Below are 23,348 nucleotides of genomic sequence, written 5' to 3'. Positions count from 1 at the left end.
GCCGCAATGCCCCGAAGGCGGGGATGAATATATAATAATAGGACTTACGCAAAACGGTGTCATTCCGAGCGAAGCGAGGAATCTCCTTTGTGCCAAACATACGAGATTTCTCCCTATGGTCGAAATGACAATACTCACTAAACTTCTGCGTAAGTCCTGAAACAGTTATAAACAAATTGTGAATAGGTTTCAACAAAGAGACGAAATGAAGTTTCAGGGAAAGCAATTTCAGTATAAGTGAGTATATTTGCGGGTACGGATAACGAATCTTCTGCGAATCTGCAAATGAAAACATCTTATATCTTACTTCTTACTTCTTACTTCTTACTTCTTACTTCTTACATGGCTTTCGGGCAGCATTACACGCGCACCGATACCATTCCCGTTTATCAGAATGGCGACACGCTTCAGTTTCCCTGGGCGGGCGGGCATAACTACTGCCAGTTTTCCGATATTGACATTAACCTGGATGGCATAAAGGATTTATTCGTGTTTGACCGCACCGGAAATAAGGTCTCGTGCTACATTAATAAAGGAACACCGGGCATGGTGGATTATTATGATTCCACGCAAAAGTACGCATCGCATTTTCCGCATCTGGAGCAATGGGCGCTCTGCATTGACTATAACTGCGATGGAAAGAAAGATATTTTCACCAGTTCCATCTGGCCCTCGGGCATCCGCGTGTATAAAAATGTTTCCACCGGAAATAATCTGCAGTTTGTGCAGGAGAAAATTTACCTGAAAGATATGGCAGGCAATACCATTCCCGCCAACCCCGCAGGCATTCCCGCCATTGACGATGTGGATGGCGATGGCGATATAGACATCATCACCTACGCTTCGGGCAGTTGGACGGCAAGTTATTACGAGAACAAATCCATGCAGTCCTTCGGCAACTGCGATAGTTTGGTTTTTGCGCTCTCCCCCAACTGCTGGGGGCATTTCTCCGAAACGGGAGTGGGGCAATGCACCGTCACGCTCTTGTCGTGCAAAACCATGAACCCTGATTCGCTTCCTCCTGCAAACGATTCTTCACCACCTGAAATTTCTTCCGCAGAAAAAACCAATTCCGATAACGGAAGTTCCTGCATGTTCTGCCTCGATATGGATGCGGACGGTGACAAGGAACTTTTGCTGGGTCAAAACAGTTGCTGCAGCATGACGCTGCTCACCAACGGTGGAACGCCCACATCGGCAAACATCACTTCGTTCACCAACACGTTTCCTCCGGTTGATTACATCAACGTGCGCTACAACCCCTGTGGATTTTATGTAGATGTGAATAACGATAACATCCGCGATTTATTAGTTGCGCCCGGCACGCAGAATGTGGGCGTGAATAACGAAAGCATCTGGTATTATAAAAACATGGGCGCTGATAATGCCCCCGTCTTTCAGCGGCAAACGCGCAGTTTCCTACAGGAAAATATGATTGATGTGGGCTCCGGTTCTGACGCGGTGTTTTTTGATTATGACAATGACGGCAAAACCGATTTGCTTGTTTCCAACTATGTGATGTCGTACGATACCTGCACACCCAGCGGAACTTATTCCTATGGCGTACGCGCTTACCGCAACATCGGCACGCTTTCTTCTCCCAAATTTATTCTGGCAGATACCAACTTCGCCAATCTTTCAACGGTTCTTCCTAATATGACCGACAAGCATCTCACTTTTGGAGATGTGGATGGCGATGGCGATGCCGATATGTTCGCGGGCGATTACAACGGCAACATTCATTATTTTCAAAACACAGGCGGAAATTTTTCACTGGTGCTTCCGGTGAATTACAAAGATGCCGGAGGAACTGATATTGATATAGGAAGTTATTCCACTCCTTTCTTAATAGATGCCGACCGCGATGGCGATTTGGATTTGCTCATTGGCGAGCAGGCGGGCAACATTAATTATTATGAAAACACCGGCACTCCTGCGGTTCCCTCCTATTCGCTTATCACTACTTCGCTCGGAGGCGTGGATGTGCTTAAGTGGAACGTTACAGGATACAGCGTTCCGTTCATGTACGATGACGGGGGAAAATACAAATTGCTGGTGGGCAGCGAAGGCGATAAAGCAAACGGGCATGCAACAGGATGGATTTGGCTCTTCGACAGCATTGAGAATCACTTGGGGGTTGGCGGAAAATTTCATCTCATTGATTCGCTCTATCAGAACATCTGGGAAGGAATTAACATGACTGTTTTCGGAAAAGACATTAACAATGACGGAAGAATGGATTTGGTAATCGGAAACAAATGCGGAGGCGCGGCAATTTATCTGGGCGATACGCTCACCACAGGAATTTCGGAAGCGGCATCAGAAGATTTTGATTTCACTGTTTATCCCAATCCCACGAGCGGGCAGTTTCAAATACAAGTCGGCAATGGGCAGCCGGCAATGGGCAATGAATACAAAATAGAAATTTACAATGTGCTGGGAGAAAAAATGACACGAAGTGTCATTCCGAGCGCAGCGAGGAATCTCACCATTGATTTAAGCAATCAGCCCAGCGGAATTTATTTCTGCAAAGTAACCAACGGAAAGAATCCCGATAGCTATCGGGACAGCAAAACAAAAAAGATTGTGCTGCTGAAATAGGATTGGAGGGTTTTTGTATTCATCCATTCATCCACTCTTCCATTCTTCCTTTCATGTCCTCATCCCTGCCTGCCGGCAGGCAGGCTGTAAATCTCCGATTTGCATACGCCCAGTTTGCAGAAGAAGTGAAGAAAAGAAACCCCCATCACTCCCATTCCGTACTTCATGCTTCTGCTGAAATTAATGGACGATGCTTCTTCAAAATATTTGGTGGGGCAGGTTACTTCGGCAATTTCAAAGCCGGCATAAATAATCTGCGAGAGGATTTGATTATCGAAAACAAAATCATCGGAGTTGGCATGGTAATTAATTTTCTCCAGCACTTTTTTTGAAAACGCGCGGTAGCCGGTGTGGTATTCCGAAAGTTTCTGGTTCACCAATATGTTTTCACTCAGCGTGAGAAACCGGTTGAACACATATTTATAAAGCGGCATTCCGCCCTTGAGCGCGCCTTTGCCCAGAATGCGCGAGCCGAGCACCACATCGTATAAATCATTGGCAATGATGTGCGACATGGAAGGAATAAGTTTGGGGGTGTACTGGTAATCGGGATGAAGCATAATCACAATATCGGCACCGAGCGATAGAGCGGTGTCGTAGCACGTCTTTTGATTTCCTCCGTAGCCGCGGTTTTTTTCATGGCGGATTACATGCTTAATGCCGATTTGTTTTGCCACCTCAAACGTTTTGTCGCTGCTGCAATCATCCACCAGCACCACTTCATCTACTATGTCAAAAGGAATTTCCTCGTAGGTTTTCTTCAGCGTGAGTTCGGCATTGTATGCCGGAAGAACAACAATTATTTTTTTTCCGTTGAGCATTGTTCGGATAAGTAATCGTAACTAATGTGCGAATGTAAGTATATTCGTAAATTCGTAAACATTCGTTATTCGTAACATGAGAACGCTTCACCGCCACATGATTTTTTCTTTCATCGGTCCTTTCCTGATGACTTTTTTCATAGCGGTGTTCGTGCTCTTTCTCCAATTCCTCTGGAAATATGTAGATGATTTGGTAGGCAAAGGTCTTGACACCTCCACGCTGGCGGAATTATTTTTTTATGTTATTCTCTCCATGTTTCCGCTTTCGCTTCCGCTGGCAATTCTGCTTTCTTCGCTCATGACGTTCGGAGGTTTGGGCGAGCATTTCGAACTCGTTGCCCTGAAATCTTCCGGCATGTCTCTGCAAAAAATAATGTCTCCGCTCGTGGTGGTTGCCTTTCTCATAAGCGTGGGAGCGTTTTTCTTTTCAAATAACATTCTTCCGTTTGTAAACCTGAAAATGAATTCGCTCATCTTCGACATTCAGCAGAAGAAGCCGGCACTGAATATTAAAGAAGGAATTTTTTACAACGGCATTGAGGGCTACACCATTCGCATTGAAGAAAAAGAAGACGATGGAATTACCTGCCGCGGCATTATGATTTACGACCACACGGATGAAGTGGGAAATAACAAAGTGATTACTGCCGAATCGGGAAAACTCGAAATGTCGGACGACAAACAATTTCTGGTAATGGATTTATTTAACGGAACAAGTTATGAAGAAACTGCAGATACTAAAAACGAACACGACCATCCGCTGGTGCGCAGCACGTTCAAAGAGCAAACGGTGAAGTTTGATTTATCCGGTTTCCGCCTGGTGCGCACCGATGAAGAACTTTTCAAGTCCAATCACTCCATGCTTAATCTTCAGCAAATCGAAGCAGCCATTGATTCGCTGAAGAAAGACAAGGAGAACAGCATTATTGCTTTCAGAAAAAACTTTTCCGATATGCTTTCCGATTCAACTGTTGTGCGCGTGGGTTCGCCACAGTATGTTTCAACTCCTCCCGATTCCTTGCGTGCGCGAAATCATCTTCCCGGGCTTCCGCTGCAGATAATTGCTGCGCGTACAAACCCTAACATAGAAAAGGCGCAGGTAATTGACATGGCGCTGAACATTGCACGAAGCAAAAAATATTTTATTGAAAACACGCTCAACGATGCAGAAAATTATGACGAGCCCATTCGTTCACTGAATATTGAATGGCATAAAAAATTTACGCTCTCTCTCGCCTGCCTCATTTTATTTTTTGTGGGCGCACCGCTGGGCGCAATTATCCGAAAGGGAGGTTTGGGAATGCCGGTGGTAGTATCGGTAATTATTTTTATTCTCTTCTGGGTGATTGCAATTTCAGGTGAGAAAATGTCGAAAGAAGGAGTGCTTCCGCCTTATATAGGAATGTGGATGGCTACTGCAGTAATTCTGCCGCTGGGAATTTTTCTCACGCGCAAAGCAACTTCAGATTCAGCTTTGCTTGATACAGATTCCTACCTGAGACCGTTTCAAAAACTTTTCCGAAAAAAGACATGAGGATATTGCAGTTATGCAACAAGTTTGTCTATCCAGCAAAAGATGGAGGAGCAATTGCTGTAATAAACCTAACCAAATCATTTTCATTACAGGGATGTGACGTGACTGTTTTAGCTATGAATACCTCCAAACATAAATTTGATTTAAAAAATCTTCCCGAGGAAATAAAAAAACTTGCTGACTGGATTGCGATTGATGTGGACAATGAAATAAAAAAATTTCCTGCATTATGGAATCTTCTGCAAAACCGTTCTTACAATATTCAACGGTTTATTTCTTCACAATACAACGATAAATTAATTGAATTGCTTCACCAAAAAGAATTTGACATCATTCAGCTCGAAGGGCTTTATCTTTCTCCCTATGTGGAAAGCATCCGCGCTTTTTCAGAAACAAAAATTGTGATGCGCTCGCATAACATTGAACACGAAATATGGGAGCGTATTGCGGAGAACGAAAAAAGTTTTCTGAAGAAATGGTATCTGAAAATTCTAGCAAGGCAACTAAAGAAATACGAAATCGAACGGCTGAACAAATATGATATGATCACTTCGGTTACCGAACGCGATGCAGAAAAATTAAAATCATTCGGGTGTGAACTGCCGATGCATATTTGTCCTGCGCCTTATGATGAAACGGTTTTGAAACCTGATAAAACAAAAATGGAATTCCCTTCGGTGTTTTTTATTGGCGCGCTTGACTGGCTGCCAAATGTGGAAGGATTAAAATGGTTTTTAGAAAACGTATGGGAAAAAGTCTATCATCAATTTCCTGATTTGAAATTTTATATTGCCGGAAGAAATGCAAAAAAATTTTCAGTTGATGCAAAAAAAAATATTGTTATGGTTGGCGAAGTTGAAAATGCTTATAACTTCATGAACTCAAAAGGAATTATGATTGTTCCTTTGTTAAGCGGAAGCGGCATTCGCGTAAAAATTATTGAAGGAATGGCACTGGGAAAAACAATTATCTCCACTTCGCTGGGCGCAGAAGGAATTCCCTGCAAAGACGGACAAAATATTTTGATTGCCGATACTCCTGAAACATTTGCGGAAAAAATTTCAAAGTGTATAAATGAAACGATGTTTTTCTCTATTATCGGAGATAATGCGCAGCAGTTTGCAAGGCAACGGTTCAGCAGTCATGAAGTGACGAACAAACTGCTTGAGTTCTTCAAACAAAACCTTGCATGATTGTACTGCAAATCATATTCTGGGTTTCGTTTGTAGCGCTGGCGCATACATATATAATCTATCCATTGCTTTTGAAAATTCTTCTTGCCTCTCGCCCACTCGCACAAACTACAACAAACGGTCAACCTAATGTCTCAATCCTGATTCCCGCCTATAACGAAGAAAAAATAATTAAACAGAAACTGGAAAGTATTTTTAATTCTGATTATCCTAAAGAAAAAATTGAAGTGATTGTTGGCTCTGATGCGAGTACAGACAGAACAAATGAAATTGTAAAATCATTTCCTGAAGTTCACTTGGTGAATTTCAAAGGGAGATGCGGCAAACCGAAAATCATAAACATGCTGGCAACACTCGCGAAGAATGAAGTTCTGATTCTCAGCGATGCAAACATAATCTTCGACAAGAATACAATTAGCGAACTCGCAAAACATTTTGTTAATCCTGAAATTGCTCTCGTAGATTCGAACATGGTTAATATAAATCAGCAGGGAAAAGGGATTGCAAAAGCGGAAAGTACGTATATACGCGGGGAAGTCGGAATCAAAAACAACGAAGGAAAGGTCTTTGGAATGATGATGGGTCCGTTTGGAGGATGTTATGCGGTGAGAAAAATTTTTTGCTCGCCAGTTCCTGAAAACTTTCTGGTGGATGATTTTTACATCAACATGAAAGTTTTGGAGAAAGGTGGCAAAGCCATCAGCGAAATGAACGCAAAAGTTTACGAGGAAGTCCCCACCGATTGGAAAGTAGAGTTTAAACGGAAAATAAGAATTGCCACAGGAAGTTTTCAAAATCTTTTTGCGTTCTCTCAGATACTCTTTCGTTTCAATAAACTTTCATTTTGTTTTTTCTCGCATAAAGTGCTGAGGTGGTTTGGGCCATTTATGATGATAGGTCTTTACATTAGTAATTTTATTTTGATTGTATCGAAGCACGAATCTTTACGAACATACGAATTACAAACAAATTTCTACGGAATCTTTTTTCTTCTGCAAAATCTTTTACTTCTTCTTTTAACTTTTGACTTACTTCTTTCCTCTCTTAAACTTTCTTCTCCTACTCGCCTCATAACACATTTCTTTTCTACCAATCTTGCTTTGCTGATTGGCTTCTTCAAATTTATTGGCGGAGTGAAATCGAGTGTGTGGACTCCGACTAAAAGATAATTATTCGTATCTTCGATTTCCTATGAAATCATCACTAAACACCATCGAAGAAGCCATTGCAGAAATCAAAAATGGAAAAGTAATTATCGTAGTGGATGACGAAGACCGCGAGAACGAAGGCGACTTTGTTACGAGTGCGCGCAACGCTTCGCCTGAGATTATAAATTTTATGTCGAAAGAAGGGCGTGGATTGATTTGCGCTCCCATTACCGAAGAGCGAGCGAAAGAATTGAAACTCGATTTGATGGTTTCTAAAAATACTTCGCACCACGAAACTGCTTTTACCGTATCAGTGGATTTATTAGGAAAAGAAAATAAATCGGGAATCTCTGCCCATGAACGTTCACGAACCATTCGCGCGCTCATAGACAAAAAAACTTCTCCCGAAAATTTAGGAAGGCCCGGACATATTTTTCCGCTCATTGCTCAGAATGGCGGAGTGCTCAAGCGCGCAGGGCATACCGAAGCCGCAGTGGATCTGGCAAAACTTGCAGGGCATGAACCCGCGGGAGCGCTCGTTGAAATTATGAATGAAGACGGAAGCATGGCGCGTCTTCCCGAACTTTTCCTGATTGCAAAAAAGTTTTCACTCAAAATAATTTCCATCAAAGACCTCATTGCCTACCGCGTGGAAAAAGAAACGCTCGTGAAGCGCGAAGTGAAAGTGAATCTTCCCACGGAACACGGCTCGTTTGAATTGTATGCCTACAAACAAATCACCAGCGGGCAGGAACATCTGGCAATCGTAAAAGGTTCGTGGAAAAAAGAGGAGCCCGTGCTGGTGCGCGTGCACTCGTGCTGCCTCACCGGAGATATTTTTCATTCGCTGCGCTGCGATTGCGGGCCGCAACTTCACAAGGCAATGGAGATGATTGAGCAGGAAGGCAAAGGCGTGATTGTGTACATGAATCAGGAAGGAAGAGGAATTGGTTTGTTAAATAAATTAAAAGCATATAAACTTCAGGAGCAGGGAAAAGATACCGTGGAAGCCAACCACGCGCTGGGTTTGCCTATGGACGCGCGCGATTACGGAGTGGGCGCGCAAATACTGCGCGACCTTGGCGTACATAAAATAAAACTGATGAGCAACAATCCGAAAAAACGCGCGGGCTTGCTCGGCTATGGATTGGAAGTGGTGGAAAATGTTCCGATAGAAATTCCATCGAACGCGCACAATAAAAAATATCTCCAGACCAAGCGCGATAAAATGGGGCATTCATTGAAAGCAGAATAAGGTTCTGAGTGTTTTATCCCTGATAATGTGAGTTGTAATGCCAAAGGAGAAATAAATAATTTACTCTGCTAACTGAATTTATTTATCTTTGCCCTCCTTTTTAAGAAAGGATAAAAAAGAGTATTAACTAAACTAAAGAACTATCGCAGCACCATTTTACAACAGGCCTCGTCCGACAGGAGGAACATTTAAGCCAAGGCCTTTTCAGCCAAGGGGCGGAAGATTTCAGAAACCGGAACTGCACAAGATAAATGAAAAGATTCGCCACGCACAAGTTCGAGTGGTGGGAGAAGGAATAGAGCCGAGAGTTGTTTCAATAGAGGAAGCGCTCAAAATAGCAGCAGACGCAGGAGTGGATTTAGTGGAGATTGCTCCAAACGCAACTCCGCCCGTTTGCAAAGTAATTGACTATAAAAAGTTCTTATATGAGTTGAAGAGAAAAGAGAAGGAGAAAAAAGCGGGCACGCAAAAAGTGATTGTAAAAGAAATCCGCTTCACTCCGCACACCGATGAGCATGATTTTACTTTCAAAAAAAATCATGCTCTTAAGTTTCTCGAAGATGGTTCTAAAGTAAGGGCGTATGTATTCTTCAAAGGAAGAACCATTATGTTCAAAGACCAGGGAAGAGCATTGCTGATGCGCTTTGCAAAAGAACTGGAAGAAGCAGGAAAAATAGAACAAATGCCTATGCAGGACGGAAAGAAAATGATAATACTGATTGGACCAGGAAGAAAAAAATAAAACATTAACCAGATTAATACATTAGTACTAATTCATAATTTAGTAAATATATGCCGAAGATGAAAACCAATTCCAGCGCCAAGAAAAGATTTAAAATCACCGGATCAGGAAAAATAAAAAGGAAACATGCTTTCAAAAGCCACATCCTTACCAAGAAAGGAACAAAACGCAAGCGCCATTTAACTCATGCCGCATTGGTGCATCCGACCAACCTGCCGAGAGTAAAAGCAATGCTTTGCATTTAATTTACAATCTATCATTCATAATCTATAATCTCTAAGTCATGCCACGTTCAGTAAACGCAGTTGCTTCAAGAGCACGCAGAAAAAAAATCCTCAAGCGCACACGCGGCTATTGGGGAAAACGCAAAAACGTTTTTACGATTGCCAAGAATGTTTACGAGAAAGGGCAAACCTATGCTTACCGCGGAAGAAAAGACAAGAAACTTGTTTACCGCGGAATTTGGATTCAGCGCATCAATGCAGCAGTGCGCCCGCTTGGAATGTCTTATTCAGAATTCATTTCTAAAGCAACCAAGAAAAACATCGGGCTTAACCGCAAAGTTCTTGCCGACCTTGCTTTGAATCACCCCGAAGCATTCAATGCTGTTGTTGCAGCAGTAAAGTAAAATTAAAAAAAAAGATTTCATAAAAAGGGAATCGAAAGAAGTTTCGGTTCCTTTTTTATTTTTATTGAATGACGTTTTCAAGAGTACATTTCATTTTGCTTTCCTTAGCCGGAATTTTATTCCTCATATTATATTTTGTTCTCAGCATTAACAAAAAATGCAGCGCAGATGACATGGCCTTGCTAAGTTTTGTTCAGCAAAAAGGAGTTCTTGGCGCTGTTGCTGACCGCTATAATAATTTCTGCGCACGGTGGTCTGCCGATACGCTGGCATTTTTAATGATTATAGGATGCAGCAATAAATTTTTTCTTTTTACCATTCGAAGTTTTACTTTATTTGCTCTGATATTTTCATTTTTTCTTTTGCTTAGAATTTTTTTTTCTACTCTCTTTCAGGCAAAAATGAATAACACCACTCTCCTGCTCTATTCTTTACAGCTAAGCGCATGTTTATTTTTTATATCCTATGACGTAGATGAAGTTTGGTTCTGGTATGTTTCAGGTTTTACCTATTTGTGGAGCATTATTATGGGAAATTTTCTTTTGCGGATTTTTTTTTCCAAAAAACCAAACCTGTTTTATTTTTTCTTACTTCTTATTCTTGCAGCATACATTGCTGGCGCAGCAGAATCATACGCTATAATTTTTATTTTATTTCTTGTCATTTTATTTATACTAAAAAGAAAAAATATTTTTTATCCCGTGACGAATCAGTTACAGAAAAAATTACTCCTTAGTGCAATTGTATTCTTGAGTTTATTCTATCTGATTACTATTTTTGCTCCTGGAACATGGGAAAGAAAAGACATGCTCACTCATGCCGGTTTCACTGCACACTTTATAATGGCAATAAAAGCGTATTTAAAAATTATTTTCCTTCTCACTCCAAAAGTTATCCTCTATTTATTCCTTTTCGGAATTCCCTGGATATTTATTGGAGAAACTTTTTCTTCTGAAAGAAAAACAGAACTCAAAAAACTTTTTTCATTTCTATTGAAGAATATATTCATTGCAGGCATTGTAATTTTAGTTTTAGTATTCCCTGCATCATGGATTTTATATGATGTACCTCCTGCCCGCGCGCTTTCACAAGTATCTTTTTTTATTTCTGCCATTGCTTCGTATGTGTTTTTCTGTATAGGATATAAATTCTATTTGCCGGCAAGAATATCGAAAGCGGTTGCAACAATTGCACTAACTGGCGCTGTCGTAATTCTTCTTTGCCAAATAATAAAAGTGTTCTGAAAAAATTATTGCTTGTTACCCAGCGTACGCGGAGCATGAAGCCCTTCATAAAACTGGTAAACATAAACAGTGAGTTCCAGCACATTCTCATCTTTGTCGAAAGTAAATTTTGATTTCATGTTTCCTTTTTTATCATAGCGCGTCTGGTAAATCCTGTATAGTTGATTATTGGAAACATAATGCGCCATTTCAATATTGTTTCCTTTATCATCATACTTGTATGCCCACTTCTGATACACATTTCCGTAGGAATCCAGTTCTTTCTTTTCAATTACATTCTGTTTGCTGTCATAAGAAAATTCCCATTTATACGCCATGCTTCCGCTTACGTCATAATAAATTTCTTGTGCAATGTTTTGCTTGTCATCAAACGAGTAAATCCATTTTGAATCTTTTCCTTTTTTATATTCCGATTTGCGTTCACATTTTTTTCCATCATCTGAAAAAGTATAATTCCATTTATCGTAAATCACTTCCTCTCCCGAGCCGCCCATCTTTTTTATTTCATTTCCGTTTTCATCGTATAAATATTCACAGGTGTAGGTGGAATTTCCCTTGGCATCATAATAAACTTCTTCCGTGCGGTTGCCGTTTCTATCAAATCGTTCATAAGAAGTTTTTTTTCCCTTCTTCGCCTGCTTTCCTTTTTCATATAAGAAAGTCCATCCGTAAACCATCCACACTTTATTATCCTTGAAAAGATTTTGTTTCTGAAGTTTGGAAAAATCATTATTGTAAATCTGCGCAGAGGAAAAAGGCGCCAGCGGCACAAGCAGCGAAATAAAAACAAGAAATAAAAATATTTTTTTCATACGTCAAAAAGATTTTTAAAGGTAGAACAGGCATGAATTTTAGTAATACTTTCGCACACAATGTTTCAACATGGCATTGTTAATCGAACTGTATGCTTCTGAAAATAACTCCTGCAGAACCTGAAGAGGAAAAAATAAGAATTGTAAGAGAGTGCTTACTCGATGATGGAGTTGTGATTTATCCTACCGATACCGTGTATGGAATTGGCTGCCACATTCACAAGCCAAAAGCGATTGAGCAGATTTGCCGCATTAAAGGAATCAGAGTGGAGAAAGCAAATTTCTCTTTCATCTTTTCTGATTTAAGCCATCTTTCTGATTTTACAAAGCCGGTGGATAATTCCATCTATAAAGTCATGCGCAAAGCATTGCCCGGACCTTTCACATTTATTCTTCACGCAAACAGCGAGATTCCAAAAATTTTCAGAAGCAGAAAAAAAACAATCGGCATTCGTGTTCCTGACAATTCTATTTGCCGGAAAATTGTCAAACAACTTGAAAGCCCGCTGATGAATTCCTCGCTGCACGATGAGGAAGATGAAATTGCCGAATACTTAAATGACCCGGAAAAAATTTATGAGAAGTATCACAAGTTGGTTGACATTGTGATTGACGGTGGCTATGGAAATCTTACTGCATCAACAGTAGTGGATTGTTCTGAAGGAAGAATAAATATTCTCCGGCAAGGGCTTGGAATTATTGAAGGATATTGAAAAAATATTTTATTGCTCCACTACCACCACCAGATATTTTGAAACACTCCAGAAATCTTCCGGATTAGAGATGGAAATTTTTTCAATCTTTCCTTCTGGTCCCTCAAACTTATACGAACCATCCGGATGAACGGTAATGAGTTTTGCTTTTTTGCATGCAAGCGGAATAGAAGATGTTTCGCTCGCATCAATTTGCGTGAAATAACTTTTGTTGAAATTATCTTTCAGCTTCTCTGCCCTGCCAATGCCGATGAATCCGCCTTCTTTGGTGAGCACGCCCTGCGCAATTAATTCTTTGGAAGTTCCGAATGCATAAAATGCTTTGTTCAACTTAGTAGTTTTTTCTTCCAGCATTTGCTGTGCCGCCTGGTAATTCATAGTTACTTCCGAAAATTCGATGTTCATTTTTTCCAGTTGCGATTTCAGTTCGGAAATCTCCGTATCTTTTTCTGTAATCTGTTGGTTGAGGCGTTCAATCATTTTTTCAAATTCTGCAATGCGGAGATTTGCTTTCTTAAGTTTTTTATTTACCATAGAAAGTTTCTGTTTGTTCTTCACCATTAAATCATAGATGGATTGAATATCATTTATGATTTGTTCTTTTTTATCACTGCTGAGTTCGCCTTTTCCTCCTGAGGTGGAAAGAATTTTTTCTTTATCCTTAATTACATCCATGTTATCCTGAATTTCATTGAAAGCTCTGATGAAACCAAAGATGGCGGAATCTTTTGCCACCACTTGTCCGCCCAGATTCTGAGCTACATTTCTCAAACTGTCTTCACGCGCTTTTTCGGCTTCTTCCTTGCCGCTGCCGCAACTGGTAAGAAATAAAGAATAAGAAATCAGGAATGAAACTAAAAGAGAAGAAATAATTTTTTTCATGGAATTAATTTTTCGCAAATGTATAAAATTCGCAACTCCGTTATGATTTCTTTTTCTTCTTCGGTTTCAGCGGGTCTTCGTGAAAAAAATACCGGAAGTCAAGAGTAAGATAATTGCCGCGCAGTTTCATGTGCGTAATTTCTTTCTGCGGAGTGTATTCAATTGCCGATAAATAAAAATAAGAAAACGGAAGATGGTAAGAGCCGCCTATATAAAAGTAACCGCTCTTCACTGTGCGGAATTCATAGCCCACATTTGCGAGCACTGAACTTTGAAAAAGAAAATGCCGCGCAGCATAATGATTGAAGTAAGAATCTGCCGTTTTAACGTTTGACGGGTACATATCCCATGAAATTCCTGCAGAAGAATTCATGTAAAGTTTTTTTCCGAGTTGAATAAAAATTAATCCTTGCAGCGGAATTTCATATCCTATGATTGCAAAATCGGAGTTTCCCGTAAAAGTTGTGTCGGTAATGCTGAGTGAATAATTTCTCTTCACATAATTAATTCCCGTTTCAAAAGAAAATCTTTTTGTGATACCTCTTCGCAGAACCATTCCCGCACAATAACCGAATTTTTGAGAAATTGAAAAATCAATTCCATTTTGCGAAACAGAATTTGTTGCCGTACTGAAAAAAGCGCTGGGGAAAATTGGTTTATATTGGAATCCTGCTGTGAAGATGTTTTCCTGTGAAAAGCAGGTAAGAAAGTGAGAAAGCGAGAAAATTAGAAAGAAGAATAAAATCTTTTTCCATCCATCTGCCATCTGCTTGGTCTCAATCCCTTCGGAACATTTTACATCTGCCATTCTCTATATCCTTATTCCAATAATTAAAATATCGTCCACTTGCTCTAAATTTCCTTTCCATTTTTCAATGGCATCGTCTAATATTTTTTTCTGCTCTTCCATACTCTTTGGAGAATTTTCAAGAAGAACTTTCTGAATATTTTTGTACTTGAATTTTTTTCCTTTCACACCGCCAAACTGATCTGCATAGCCATCGGTGAACATATACATTAAATCTCCCTTCTGAAGTTGTTCCGAACGAAGAGTAAAAGGTTTTATTTCGCCATGCAGCCCAATGGGAAATTTGTCGGGCTTGAATTCGAGCCATTGATTGTTGCGAAGAATCCAAAGCGGATTATTTGAACAAGTAAACTGCACCTCTTTTTTTGTGAAATCAAAATTGCAAAGCACCGCATCCATTCCGTCTTTTCCTTCTTCCATAGTCCATTCGGGATTCAACGCATTAATAATATTTGCACGAAGAGCATTGAAAACCAAATCGGGCTGCGTAATATTTTTTTCTTTGGTAATCTCATTCAGAAATGAAATCCCGAGCAAACTCATGAATGCACCCGGAACTCCATGACCTGTACAATCGCAAACGGCAAGCAAAAATTTATTTTCAAACTTTTCTGCCCAGTAAAAATCACCGCTGACAATATCTTTTGGTTTGTATAAAACAAAATGCTCGGGTAGATTTTTCTTCAGCAAATTATCCGAAGCCATCAGCGCACTTTGAATCCGTTTTGCGTATTGAATGGAATCGGTGATGTCTTTATTTTTTTCTTCAAGCAGTTTTTTCTGCTGGTTTATTTTATCGTTGAACTCAAGGTTTTCATTCTTAAAAAGTTTTATGCCGAGAAATATAAGCAGTCCTGTGAATAGGGGATTCATCAACCTGAACGTGCCGGCTGCATCGGCAACATTGTAAACAGGAAGATAATTTTTGAAAATGTAAAATGAAAAAAGCAGGATTGCCATTGAAAGAGCAAAATAAATTAATACGGTTTTCTTGCTGTCAAAAACAATCATGGCCGCCATGGGCATGAAAAGAAAATAAAGATGTGTTTGATTTACTTCGCCCAGGAGAAATACAAATCCGAAAATGAAAAACAGTCCATTTAAAATTCCGAAATGAAAAGAGAGATTGTATTTGCGCGCATGTGTAAACTGAAAGTTAACAGCAATGAATAAAAGTTCCACAACCGTGAGCGCAGTGGTAAAATAAAGTTTTTGAAGCAGCCCAATTCCTGTATAAAGTGTAAGAATAGCGGCAACAGTAAGAAGCGAAGAATTAAAAATCCGGATTTTGCTTTGCTCCTTGAAAGTTAATCCTTCGTGAACGCCTGTGTTGATGAGTTTTTTGAACACTGATTCGGAAGGATTAATAAGAATCAGTTTTTGGATTTATCTTTTTTAAAAAGATAGGAGAATAAATTAATCACTAACGAAGCGCGAAACGTTTTCACTTCACCTATTCCTCCTGAAACAGGAATGTTTGCTCCGGCAAAAATAGTAAAGGAAGCACCTCCTGAAATTCCCGCTTCAGGACATATATAAATATTGTGAGTGCTGCCATTCATATAATCCACTACAGAAATTCTTGCGCCATAAAAAATGGAATAATATTCATACGATAATTTGGGAGCAATCAGTAAATCGTTTCCCGGCTTTCCAATTTCGCAACTAATTGCAGGCCCATGGCATGTTGTGGAAGTGACTTTGGATGCTTCGTGTAAATTTTTTCTTGTCATGCCGAAAAGAAATCCGGCTTCGCCTGTAAAAAAACCAACATAGTTTCCTCCTATTTTTATTGCGGGCATAAATTTTCTTTTCGCATTAGGCAATGAATCGGTTTGCGCTAAAAGATTTTTCACAAACAGAAATAAAATAAATAGTATAAATATTTTTTTCATTCTGAATTTTGTTTTACATATTTCTCCTGTACTGTCCGCCCACTTCAAACAAAGCAGAAGTTATTTGTCCGAGCGAACAATACTTGCTTGCTTCCATCAATGATTCAAAAATATTTTTGTTCTGAATAGCGGTTAGCTGAAGTTCGCGCAGAAGTTCTTTTGCTTTTTCAGAATTTCCTATATGAAGTTCTCCCAACATGGAAATCTGATATTTCTTTTCTTCTTCTGTTGCGCGGATAACTTCTTTCGGAAGAATCGTAGGAGAACCTTTGGAAGAAAGAAAAGTATTCACACCAATGATTGGAAATTCTCCTGTGTGCTTGAGCGTTTCGTAATACAAACTTTCTTCCTGAATTTTTCCACGCTGATACATGGTTTCCATAGCACCCAAAACTCCTCCGCGCTCTGTGATTTTATCAAACTCACTCAGCACTGCTTCTTCAACTAATTCTGTTAACTCGTCTATAAGAAAAGAACCTTGAAGAGGATTTTCATTTTTGGCTTGTCCTAATTCTTTGTTGATAATTAATTGAATCGCCATTGCTCTGCGAACACTTTCTTCTGTTGGAGTGGTGATGGCTTCATCATACGCATTTGTGTGAAGTGAATTGCAATTATCATAAATCGCATATAGCGCCTGCAAGGTTGTGCGGATGTCATTGAAATCAATTTCCTGCGCGTGCAAACTTCTTCCCGAAGTTTGAATATGATATTTCAACATCTGCGAACGCTCGTTGCCTTTGTATTTATTTTTCATCGCCTTCGCCCAGATTCTTCGCGCTACTCTTCCGATGACAGCATATTCGGGATCAATTCCGTTCGAAAAGAAAAAAGAAAGATTCGGAGCGAAGTCATCAATCTTCATTCCGCGCGATAAATAATATTCAACGTAAGTAAATCCGTTCGCAAGTGTGAAAGCAAGTTGCGTAATCGGATTTGCTCCTGCTTCAGCAATGTGATAACCGGAAATCGAAACTGAATAAAAGTTTCTTACATTTTTCTCAATGAAATATTGCTGAACATCTCCCATCACGCGCAAAGAAAATTCGGTAGAGAAAATACAAGTGTTCTGCGCCTGGTCTTCTTTTAAAATATCCGCCTGCACTGTTCCGCGAACTTGCTTCAGTGTTTCGGTTTTTATTTTTTCGTAAACATCTTTCGGCAGAACCTGGTCGCCAGTAACTCCAAGTAAAAATAATCCTAGCCCGTCATTTCCCTCTGGCAAAGCGCCTTGATATTGCGGTTGTTTGATTTTTTTCTTCGTGAAAATTTGTGATAACTCGTGTTTGACTTTTTCTTCCAATCCATTCTTCTTTATATATAACTCGCATTGCTGGTCAATGGATGCATTCATAAAAAATGCGGTGAGCGTGGGAGCGGGACCATTGATTGTCATTGAAACAGATGTTTTCGGGTCAGCGAGATTAAATCCTGAGTAAAGTTTTTTCGCGTCATCCAAACAACAAATAGAAACTCCGCTGTTGCCAACTTTTCCGTAAATATCCGGGCGCAAGTCAGGATCTCTTCCATATAAAGTTACACTGTCGAAAGCAGTTGACAATCTTTTCGCAGGCAAACCGCGCGATACATAATGAAATCTTTTATTTGTTCTTTCCGGTCCGCCTTCACCGGCAAACATTCGCGCAGGATCTTCTTCGGTGCGCTTGAACGGATAAACTCCGGCTGCATACGGAAACTCTCCGGGAAAATTTTCTTCCAACACCCATCTTAAAATTTCTCCCCATGCTTCGTAGCGTGGAACAGCAACTTTCGGAATTTTTGTGTGTGAAAGAGATTCAGTATGCGTTTTAATTTTTATTTCCTTGTCGCGGACTTTGAAAATATAGAACTCATCCTGATATTGTTTTATTTTTTTCTTCCATCCATCCAGATTTTTTTTGCATTGCTTGTCAAGTTTTGATTCAACCTCATCATATAATTTCTGAAGCTGTTTTATGACGGAAAGATTGTTTTGCTTTTTATTTTCCTTCAGCATTTCAATTGATAAATGAATTCCGAAAAGTTTGTTCGCGATTTCTGCCTGTTTGTTTGCCCATGTATCGTAGTTGCGGTTGTTCTCAGAAATCTCGGAGAGATAACGAATCCGCGCGGGAGGAATGATGTAAATCTTTTCGCTCATCTCATCGGTATGTCCGATGTGCGTTTCAAATTTTATTCCTGTTTTCTCCGAAACTTTTTTCATCAGCGCCATATAAAGTGAATTCATTCCGGGGTCATTGAACTGCGAAGCGATTGTTCCGAACACGGGGGTTTTGTCATCCGATAAATTAAACTGCTGGCGATTTCTTCGGTATTGTTTTTTCACATCGCGCAACGCATCCTGCGCTCCTCGCTTGTCGAATTTATTCAGCGCAACTATGTCGGCAAAATCGAGCATGTCAATTTTTTCGAGTTGCGTTGCCGCTCCGTATTCGGGAGTCATCACATAAAGCGAAACATCCGAGTGGTCAAGAATTTCGGTATCGCTCTGACCAATTCCGGAAGTTTCAAGTATGATTAAATCGTATCCGGCAGCTTTCACAACATTGACTGCTTCCTGAACATATTTTGAAAGCGCGAGATTACTTTGGCGCGTTGCAAGCGAACGCATGTAAACTCTGTCATTGGAAATAGAATTCATTCTGATTCTGTCACCGAGAAGTGCGCCTCCGGTTTTTCTTTTCGAGGGGTCAACGGAAATTATTGCAATGGTTTTATCTTTAAAGTCCATCAGGAATCTCCGAACGATTTCATCAATCAAAGAAGATTTTCCTGCGCCTCCGGTTCCGGTAATGCCAAGTACAGGAATTTTTTTCTTCACTGCCAATTCCGAAACTTCTTTCAGAATAAGTTTTGCTTCCGTTGGAAAATTTTCAGCAGCAGAAATTATTTTTGCGATAGAAGTGATTTCTTTTTTTGAAAGTGTTTTGATTTCTCCATTCACATTTGCGCCAGTGGGAAAATCACATTTCATCAGCATATCGTTAATCATTCCCTGCAAACCCATTGAGCGCCCGTCATCCGGAGAATATATTCTTGTGATTCCGTATTTGTGAAGTTCTGCAATTTCTTTGGGAAGAATTGTTCCGCCTCCGCCACCAAAAATTTTTATGTGTCCGCATCCTGCTTGTTTCAGCAAGTCAAACATATACTTGAAAAATTCCATGTGCCCGCCCTGGTAAGAAGTGATAGCGATTGCCTGGGCATCCTCTTGAATGGCGCAGTCCACAATTTCTTTCACACTGCGGTCGTGCCCGAGATGAATTACTTCGGCTCCGCTCGCCTGGATAATTCTTCGCATGATATTAATAGCGGCATCGTGCCCGTCAAAAAGCGAAGCAGCAGTAACTATGCGAAGCTTGTTTTTGGGTTTGTAAATTTCTGTTTCAACCATGTATGCACAAATTTAAGAAAAGATTGCGCAACGTTGTTTTAATAACTCAATCCGGTAAAATATAAAACACTTCCGATTGCCCAACTGGCGGAATTATTCAATTCAATGGGCTTGCCGGTAGCAAACATACGCGGAGCAGAATAAAAAACCAGGTAGTTGACAACTTTTCCGCCTGCAAAAATAAACCAGCCCTTTGCAGTTCCGTCATAAGAGTCCGGAAAGATTCCAAGGGCATTTGCGTTCCACATGGCAGAAGTGAGAAAGATAGCAGGCACAAGCATGAGATAGCGAAGCGAAGGATTAATTTCCCGTACGGTGCTCTTATCAGCACTTAAATAAATTTTGATTAGCCAGAATGGCAAAATAAATATGGAAAGAAAGCCGGCAATAAAAATAAAAATTAAAGCGGTATCAAATCCTTTGGCGGGAACTATCATGAAAACAACACACATCAAACACAGCACACACATTACTGAAATTGTGAATGCCATTACAAATATTCCTATCAACTCTACTGCTCTTGAAAAATTACCGAGCCATGTTTTTGCCGTAACAGCCGAGCCCCTTGAATGAAAAAAGAAACATAAAAATCCCGGCACAGCGCCAAAAAAAATTGCAAACAGTGCCCATCCTTTAAATTCGCTTACATCATGGCTGTTGTGCTGCCAGCCAATCCTGTTTGGAAAATTCATACTCGCCCAACTGTTAGCAAAAATCAGGAGAAGAAACAAAACTATGTCAACAATGTTATGCGATTTATCTTCGTAAAGTTTGAACATGGAAGATAAAGATAAAAATTTGTTTTCCTCCTAACGTGGTGCGTGGCTGCTGCGCTTTCCCTGCCACTTGTTATGCCATTTCTTTTTTCTTGGACGGAAGAATTTCTTTTTCTCATGATTGTTTTCACCGGATGAATGCACTCCTTCTTTCTGATGAGTGCTGTGTTGTGAATCTTCGTTATGAGAATGTATTTTTTCTTTCGGATGATGGCTTCTCTGACCATGAGAATGGCTGCTATGAGAATGTTCCGGCTTTTCGTGAGTATAAGAAGTATGATGGACGGATGTAGAATAAACCTTCTGCGGGCTGTGAGATATTTCCAGTTTAGGAGTATGCAGCGTTTCAATTTTATTTCCGGATAATTTATTGATGTCTTTCATCAAATAACGTTCATCGTGCGCGCAAAAAGAAATTGCTGTTCCTGTTGCTCCTGCCCTGCCCGTTCTGCCAATGCGGTGCACATATACTTCGGCTTCTTCGGGCAAATCAAAATTAATTACGTGCGTGATGTCTGTAATATCCAATCCGCGCGAAGCCACATCAGTTGCAACGAGCAGATTTATTTTTCTTGTCTTGAATTGCTGTAATGCTCTTTGCCTTGCGCCCTGTGATTTATCTCCGTGAATGGATTCGGCTCTCATTCCATCTGCCAAAAGATTTTTCACCAAACGGTCGGCTCCGCGTTTTGTACGCGTGAAAATAAGCGTGTGATGCTGCGGTTCTTTGGCGAGAATGGTTGTGAGCAGCGGTTTCTTTTGTTCTTTCGGAACGAAATAAACAAACTGTTTCACATTTACCGCGGTGGAAGATACAGGATCGGTTTGCACAGTTACCGGCTGATGCAAAAGACCATCGGCAAGTTTTTTTATTTCCGCAGGAAGCGTGGCAGAGAAAAATAATGTTTGTTTTTTCTGCGGGAGTTTTGTAATTATTTTTTTGATATCGTTGATGAAACCCATATCGAGCATTCTATCCACTTCATCGAGCACGAAAAATTTTACAAGGTCAAGGCGCACGTAGCCCTGATTCATTAAATCGAGCAATCGTCCCGGGGTTGCAATCACAATATCAACTCCCGAGCGTAGCGCTTCGGTTTGCGGGCGCTGGCTCACTCCTCCGTAAATTACAGTATGGCGCAGGTGCAATCCTTTTCCGTAATCACGAAAGCTATCGCTGATTTGCTGCGCAAGTTCGCGCGTGGGAGCGAGAATGAGAGTTTTTATTCCGCGCTGATTTTTTTCTTTGCTTAAATAAAGTTGCTGAAGAATGGGAACTGCAAATGCTGCTGTCTTTCCTGTTCCTGTTTGTGCCGAGCCGAAAATATCTTTTCCTTCCAGTATATGCGGAATTGCTTTGTGCTGGATGGCAGTGGGCACGGTGTATCCCTTTGCCTTCAGCGCATGAAGGATTTGCGGGATGAGATTCAAATTTTCAAATGTCATTTTTTGTTTTTTGTTTATTGTTCATATTAAACTTTTTTATTGTACGGATAGCGAATTGAATTCGAATCTGCGAATGAATACAAAGAGTTGTTATTCGAAAATTCGTAGATGATTCGTTATCCGAACCAAACTTTTCAAGAAAATTGTAATGTGAACTACTTTGTCAGGGAGGAACACAAGAGATTGGGAAAAATCCGCTCCGTAGGACTCCTACGGACAATCTTCAAAGAAAGCAAGCAAAGATACTCTTATTATCCACGCAGGAGAAATTATTTTTTTCTTCCGAGCATTTTCAACATGCGCGTATGGGAAGCAATGGCGCCTGCAAAAGACGGTATCATATTATAAGGAAGACCAAATTCCAGCGCAGTGCGCTCCACGATGTAAGAAATTTTCCGGTAATGAATATGGCAGATGTTCGGAAACAAATGGTGTTCAATCTGAAAATTTAATCCTCCGAGAAACCAATTCAGCACGGAACTATTTCTGGAAAAGTTTGAAGTAGTCATCAACTGGTGAATAGCCCATTCGTTTTCCATGTTTCCTTCGGAAGTCGGAAGCGGCTGCTCCGTTGCTTCCACCACATGCGCCATTTGAAAAACTATTGCCATAATAAATCCGCCTGTGCAAAGCATGGTGATGAACCCGAGAATGACCAGCCACCAAGCGAAGCCGGAAAATAAAAGCGGCAGACCAATTGCAGTGAAAAAGAAAATAAGTTTTGAGCTGATGAGTTTTGCATATTCCAATTTCGGTTTCGCATTTTGCTGCTGTATGAATCCTTGCCTTCGGTACCGGGCAAACTGGGCAAAATCATTTACAAGTTTTCGCACAATCATTAAGCTGTAAAGAAAAAAAGCGTAGATGTATTGGTAACGATGAATTTTTTTCAATGGTGCATGCACCGATAAACGCAGGGCTGATTTTGATTCAATGTCTTCATCCATTTCATGAATGTTTGTAAATGTGTGATGAAGCATGTTGTGCTGCACTTTCCAATTTATGGAAGTGGAGCCCAGCATATAAATGGTGCTGCCGGATAAATTATTCAGCCAGTTCTTTTTTGAAGAAGAGCCGTGAAGCCCATCGTGCATCACTGCCATTCCGGTTCCTGCCATTCCGATTCCCATAATCACCGCGAGCGGAAAAATCATCCATCCAAACATATTTACTGTGAACATTAAAATAAATGGAGTAAGATAAATGGCGAGCATTGCTGCTGTTTTGAGAACTGTTTTCCAGTTTCCTTTTGTAGATATTCCTTTTGATTTAAAATATTCATTTACATTTTTCCGGAGAGTGGACATGAACTGCGATTTATCTCTTTCGAATTGTATTGTCTGCATAAAAAATTATTTTTAGTTTAAAGTTACAGTAAGGTAAACAAAATAATGATTGAAAAAAAATACTTGTAAAAATATTTACACAAAGCAAAACGAACCTTTAGAGATAAAAA

General features: G+C 40.2%; 20 protein-coding genes. 10 read left to right on the top strand and 10 right to left on the bottom strand.

The features are described 5' to 3' along the window. Window positions 1-285: 285 nt before the first annotated feature. Window positions 286-2,601, top strand: a complete 2,316-nt coding sequence (locus tag HY063_15210) for a T9SS type A sorting domain-containing protein (protein ID MBI3503134.1) — start codon at window positions 286-288, stop codon at window positions 2,599-2,601. 59 nt (window positions 2,602-2,660) lie between these two features. Here the strand turns inward: HY063_15210 and HY063_15205 are convergent, their stop codons facing one another. Continuing rightward, window positions 2,661-3,422 (bottom strand): glycosyltransferase family 2 protein, encoded by a 762-nt coding sequence (locus tag HY063_15205; GenBank protein ID MBI3503133.1) that lies wholly within the window; start codon window positions 3,420-3,422, stop codon window positions 2,661-2,663. Window positions 3,423-3,498: 76 nt separating this feature from the next. Here HY063_15205 and HY063_15200 point away from each other — a divergent pair, with 76 nt between their 5' ends. From HY063_15200 to HY063_15165, 8 genes are all read left to right on the top strand, one after another. Continuing rightward, complete coding sequence (locus HY063_15200) at window positions 3,499-4,956, top strand: LptF/LptG family permease (protein ID MBI3503132.1); 1,458 nt, start codon at window positions 3,499-3,501, stop codon at window positions 4,954-4,956. Beyond that, the gene (locus HY063_15195; protein MBI3503131.1) at window positions 4,953-6,149 is read left to right on the top strand and encodes a glycosyltransferase family 4 protein; all 1,197 of its coding nucleotides are present in this window, start codon (window positions 4,953-4,955) and stop codon (window positions 6,147-6,149) included. The genes HY063_15200 and HY063_15195 overlap by 4 nt, the downstream gene beginning before the upstream one ends. After that, window positions 6,146-7,318, top strand: coding sequence for a glycosyltransferase (locus tag HY063_15190; protein ID MBI3503130.1), 1,173 nt, complete (start codon window positions 6,146-6,148; stop codon window positions 7,316-7,318). The genes HY063_15195 and HY063_15190 overlap by 4 nt, the downstream gene beginning before the upstream one ends. 22 nt (window positions 7,319-7,340) lie before the next feature. Further along, window positions 7,341-8,552, top strand: a complete 1,212-nt coding sequence (locus HY063_15185) for a bifunctional 3,4-dihydroxy-2-butanone-4-phosphate synthase/GTP cyclohydrolase II (GenBank protein MBI3503129.1) — start codon at window positions 7,341-7,343, stop codon at window positions 8,550-8,552. 238 nt (window positions 8,553-8,790) lie between these two features. Further along, window positions 8,791-9,294 carry a translation initiation factor IF-3 gene (locus tag HY063_15180; protein ID MBI3503128.1) on the top strand — a complete coding sequence of 168 codons (504 nt, stop codon included), beginning with the start codon at window positions 8,791-8,793 and terminating at the stop codon, window positions 9,292-9,294. A gap of 50 nt (window positions 9,295-9,344) precedes the next feature. Continuing rightward, the gene (gene rpmI, locus HY063_15175) at window positions 9,345-9,539 is read left to right on the top strand and encodes a 50S ribosomal protein L35 (GenBank protein MBI3503127.1); all 195 of its coding nucleotides are present in this window, start codon (window positions 9,345-9,347) and stop codon (window positions 9,537-9,539) included. A gap of 38 nt (window positions 9,540-9,577) precedes the next feature. Beyond that, the gene (gene rplT / locus HY063_15170; protein MBI3503126.1) at window positions 9,578-9,922 is read left to right on the top strand and encodes a 50S ribosomal protein L20; all 345 of its coding nucleotides are present in this window, start codon (window positions 9,578-9,580) and stop codon (window positions 9,920-9,922) included. A gap of 68 nt (window positions 9,923-9,990) precedes the next feature. After that, window positions 9,991-11,166, top strand: a complete 1,176-nt coding sequence (locus HY063_15165; GenBank protein ID MBI3503125.1) for a hypothetical protein — start codon at window positions 9,991-9,993, stop codon at window positions 11,164-11,166. Window positions 11,167-11,171: 5 nt separating this feature from the next. Here the strand turns inward: HY063_15165 and HY063_15160 are convergent, their stop codons facing one another. Continuing rightward, window positions 11,172-11,978, bottom strand: coding sequence for a hypothetical protein (locus tag HY063_15160; GenBank protein MBI3503124.1), 807 nt, complete (start codon window positions 11,976-11,978; stop codon window positions 11,172-11,174). Window positions 11,979-12,070: 92 nt separating this feature from the next. On the opposite strand from HY063_15160, the gene HY063_15155 reads away from it, so the two are divergent. After that, window positions 12,071-12,691, top strand: coding sequence for a threonylcarbamoyl-AMP synthase (locus tag HY063_15155; GenBank protein ID MBI3503123.1), 621 nt, complete (start codon window positions 12,071-12,073; stop codon window positions 12,689-12,691). A 9-nt stretch (window positions 12,692-12,700) separates the two neighbouring features. Here HY063_15155 and HY063_15150 read toward each other — a convergent pair whose 3' ends face one another. The 8 genes from HY063_15150 to HY063_15115 all read right to left on the bottom strand — a co-directional run bounded on the left by HY063_15150 (window position 12,701) and on the right by HY063_15115 (window position 23,238). Further along, entirely contained in the window at window positions 12,701-13,573 is an 873-nt protein-coding gene (locus HY063_15150; GenBank protein ID MBI3503122.1) for a hypothetical protein, read from the bottom strand. Between the two features lie 40 nt (window positions 13,574-13,613). Further along, complete coding sequence (locus tag HY063_15145) at window positions 13,614-14,381, bottom strand: hypothetical protein (GenBank protein MBI3503121.1); 768 nt, start codon at window positions 14,379-14,381, stop codon at window positions 13,614-13,616. A gap of 3 nt (window positions 14,382-14,384) precedes the next feature. Further along, window positions 14,385-15,731 (bottom strand): SpoIIE family protein phosphatase, encoded by a 1,347-nt coding sequence (locus tag HY063_15140; GenBank protein ID MBI3503120.1) that lies wholly within the window; start codon window positions 15,729-15,731, stop codon window positions 14,385-14,387. A gap of 23 nt (window positions 15,732-15,754) precedes the next feature. Further along, window positions 15,755-16,276, bottom strand: a complete 522-nt coding sequence (locus HY063_15135) for a hypothetical protein (protein ID MBI3503119.1) — start codon at window positions 16,274-16,276, stop codon at window positions 15,755-15,757. A gap of 13 nt (window positions 16,277-16,289) precedes the next feature. Next, window positions 16,290-19,670 carry a methylmalonyl-CoA mutase family protein gene (locus tag HY063_15130; protein MBI3503118.1) on the bottom strand — a complete coding sequence of 1,127 codons (3,381 nt, stop codon included), beginning with the start codon at window positions 19,668-19,670 and terminating at the stop codon, window positions 16,290-16,292. A gap of 38 nt (window positions 19,671-19,708) precedes the next feature. Then, window positions 19,709-20,449 (bottom strand): hypothetical protein, encoded by a 741-nt coding sequence (locus tag HY063_15125; protein ID MBI3503117.1) that lies wholly within the window; start codon window positions 20,447-20,449, stop codon window positions 19,709-19,711. A gap of 30 nt (window positions 20,450-20,479) precedes the next feature. Further along, a complete protein-coding gene (locus HY063_15120; GenBank protein ID MBI3503116.1) occupies window positions 20,480-21,892 on the bottom strand; it encodes a DEAD/DEAH box helicase in 1,413 nt (470 codons plus the stop codon). Between the two features lie 269 nt (window positions 21,893-22,161). Further along, window positions 22,162-23,238, bottom strand: a complete 1,077-nt coding sequence (locus tag HY063_15115; GenBank protein MBI3503115.1) for an acyl-CoA desaturase — start codon at window positions 23,236-23,238, stop codon at window positions 22,162-22,164. Window positions 23,239-23,348: the final 110 nt, after the last annotated feature.

This window comes from Bacteroidota bacterium (assembly GCA_016195025.1).
Classification (GTDB): Bacteria; Bacteroidota; Bacteroidia; order Palsa-948; family Palsa-948; genus Palsa-948.
The sequence above is the reverse complement of the archived record's forward strand: the minus strand, read 5'-3'. Positions and strand labels throughout refer to the sequence as shown.

Bases quoted from the DNA above. Each gene is read 5' to 3' on its own strand.
- HY063_15210 (MBI3503134.1), top strand. From the start codon at position 286: ATGAAAACATCTTATATCTTACTTCTTACTTCTTACTTCTTACTTCTT.
- HY063_15205 (MBI3503133.1), bottom strand. From the start codon at position 3,422: ATGCTCAACGGAAAAAAAATAATTGTTGTTCTTCCGGCATACAATGCC.
- HY063_15200 (MBI3503132.1), top strand. From the start codon at position 3,499: ATGAGAACGCTTCACCGCCACATGATTTTTTCTTTCATCGGTCCTTTC.
- HY063_15195 (MBI3503131.1), top strand. From the start codon at position 4,953: ATGAGGATATTGCAGTTATGCAACAAGTTTGTCTATCCAGCAAAAGAT.
- HY063_15190 (MBI3503130.1), top strand. From the start codon at position 6,146: ATGATTGTACTGCAAATCATATTCTGGGTTTCGTTTGTAGCGCTGGCG.
- HY063_15185 (MBI3503129.1), top strand. From the start codon at position 7,341: ATGAAATCATCACTAAACACCATCGAAGAAGCCATTGCAGAAATCAAA.
- rpmI (MBI3503127.1), top strand. From the start codon at position 9,345: ATGCCGAAGATGAAAACCAATTCCAGCGCCAAGAAAAGATTTAAAATC.
- rplT (MBI3503126.1), top strand. From the start codon at position 9,578: ATGCCACGTTCAGTAAACGCAGTTGCTTCAAGAGCACGCAGAAAAAAA.
- HY063_15165 (MBI3503125.1), top strand. From the start codon at position 9,991: ATGACGTTTTCAAGAGTACATTTCATTTTGCTTTCCTTAGCCGGAATT.
- HY063_15160 (MBI3503124.1), bottom strand. From the start codon at position 11,978: ATGAAAAAAATATTTTTATTTCTTGTTTTTATTTCGCTGCTTGTGCCG.
- HY063_15155 (MBI3503123.1), top strand. From the start codon at position 12,071: ATGCTTCTGAAAATAACTCCTGCAGAACCTGAAGAGGAAAAAATAAGA.
- HY063_15150 (MBI3503122.1), bottom strand. From the start codon at position 13,573: ATGAAAAAAATTATTTCTTCTCTTTTAGTTTCATTCCTGATTTCTTAT.
- HY063_15145 (MBI3503121.1), bottom strand. From the start codon at position 14,381: ATGGCAGATGTAAAATGTTCCGAAGGGATTGAGACCAAGCAGATGGCA.
- HY063_15135 (MBI3503119.1), bottom strand. From the start codon at position 16,276: ATGAAAAAAATATTTATACTATTTATTTTATTTCTGTTTGTGAAAAAT.
- HY063_15130 (MBI3503118.1), bottom strand. From the start codon at position 19,670: ATGGTTGAAACAGAAATTTACAAACCCAAAAACAAGCTTCGCATAGTT.
- HY063_15125 (MBI3503117.1), bottom strand. From the start codon at position 20,449: ATGTTCAAACTTTACGAAGATAAATCGCATAACATTGTTGACATAGTT.
- HY063_15120 (MBI3503116.1), bottom strand. From the start codon at position 21,892: ATGACATTTGAAAATTTGAATCTCATCCCGCAAATCCTTCATGCGCTG.
- HY063_15115 (MBI3503115.1), bottom strand. From the start codon at position 23,238: ATGCAGACAATACAATTCGAAAGAGATAAATCGCAGTTCATGTCCACT.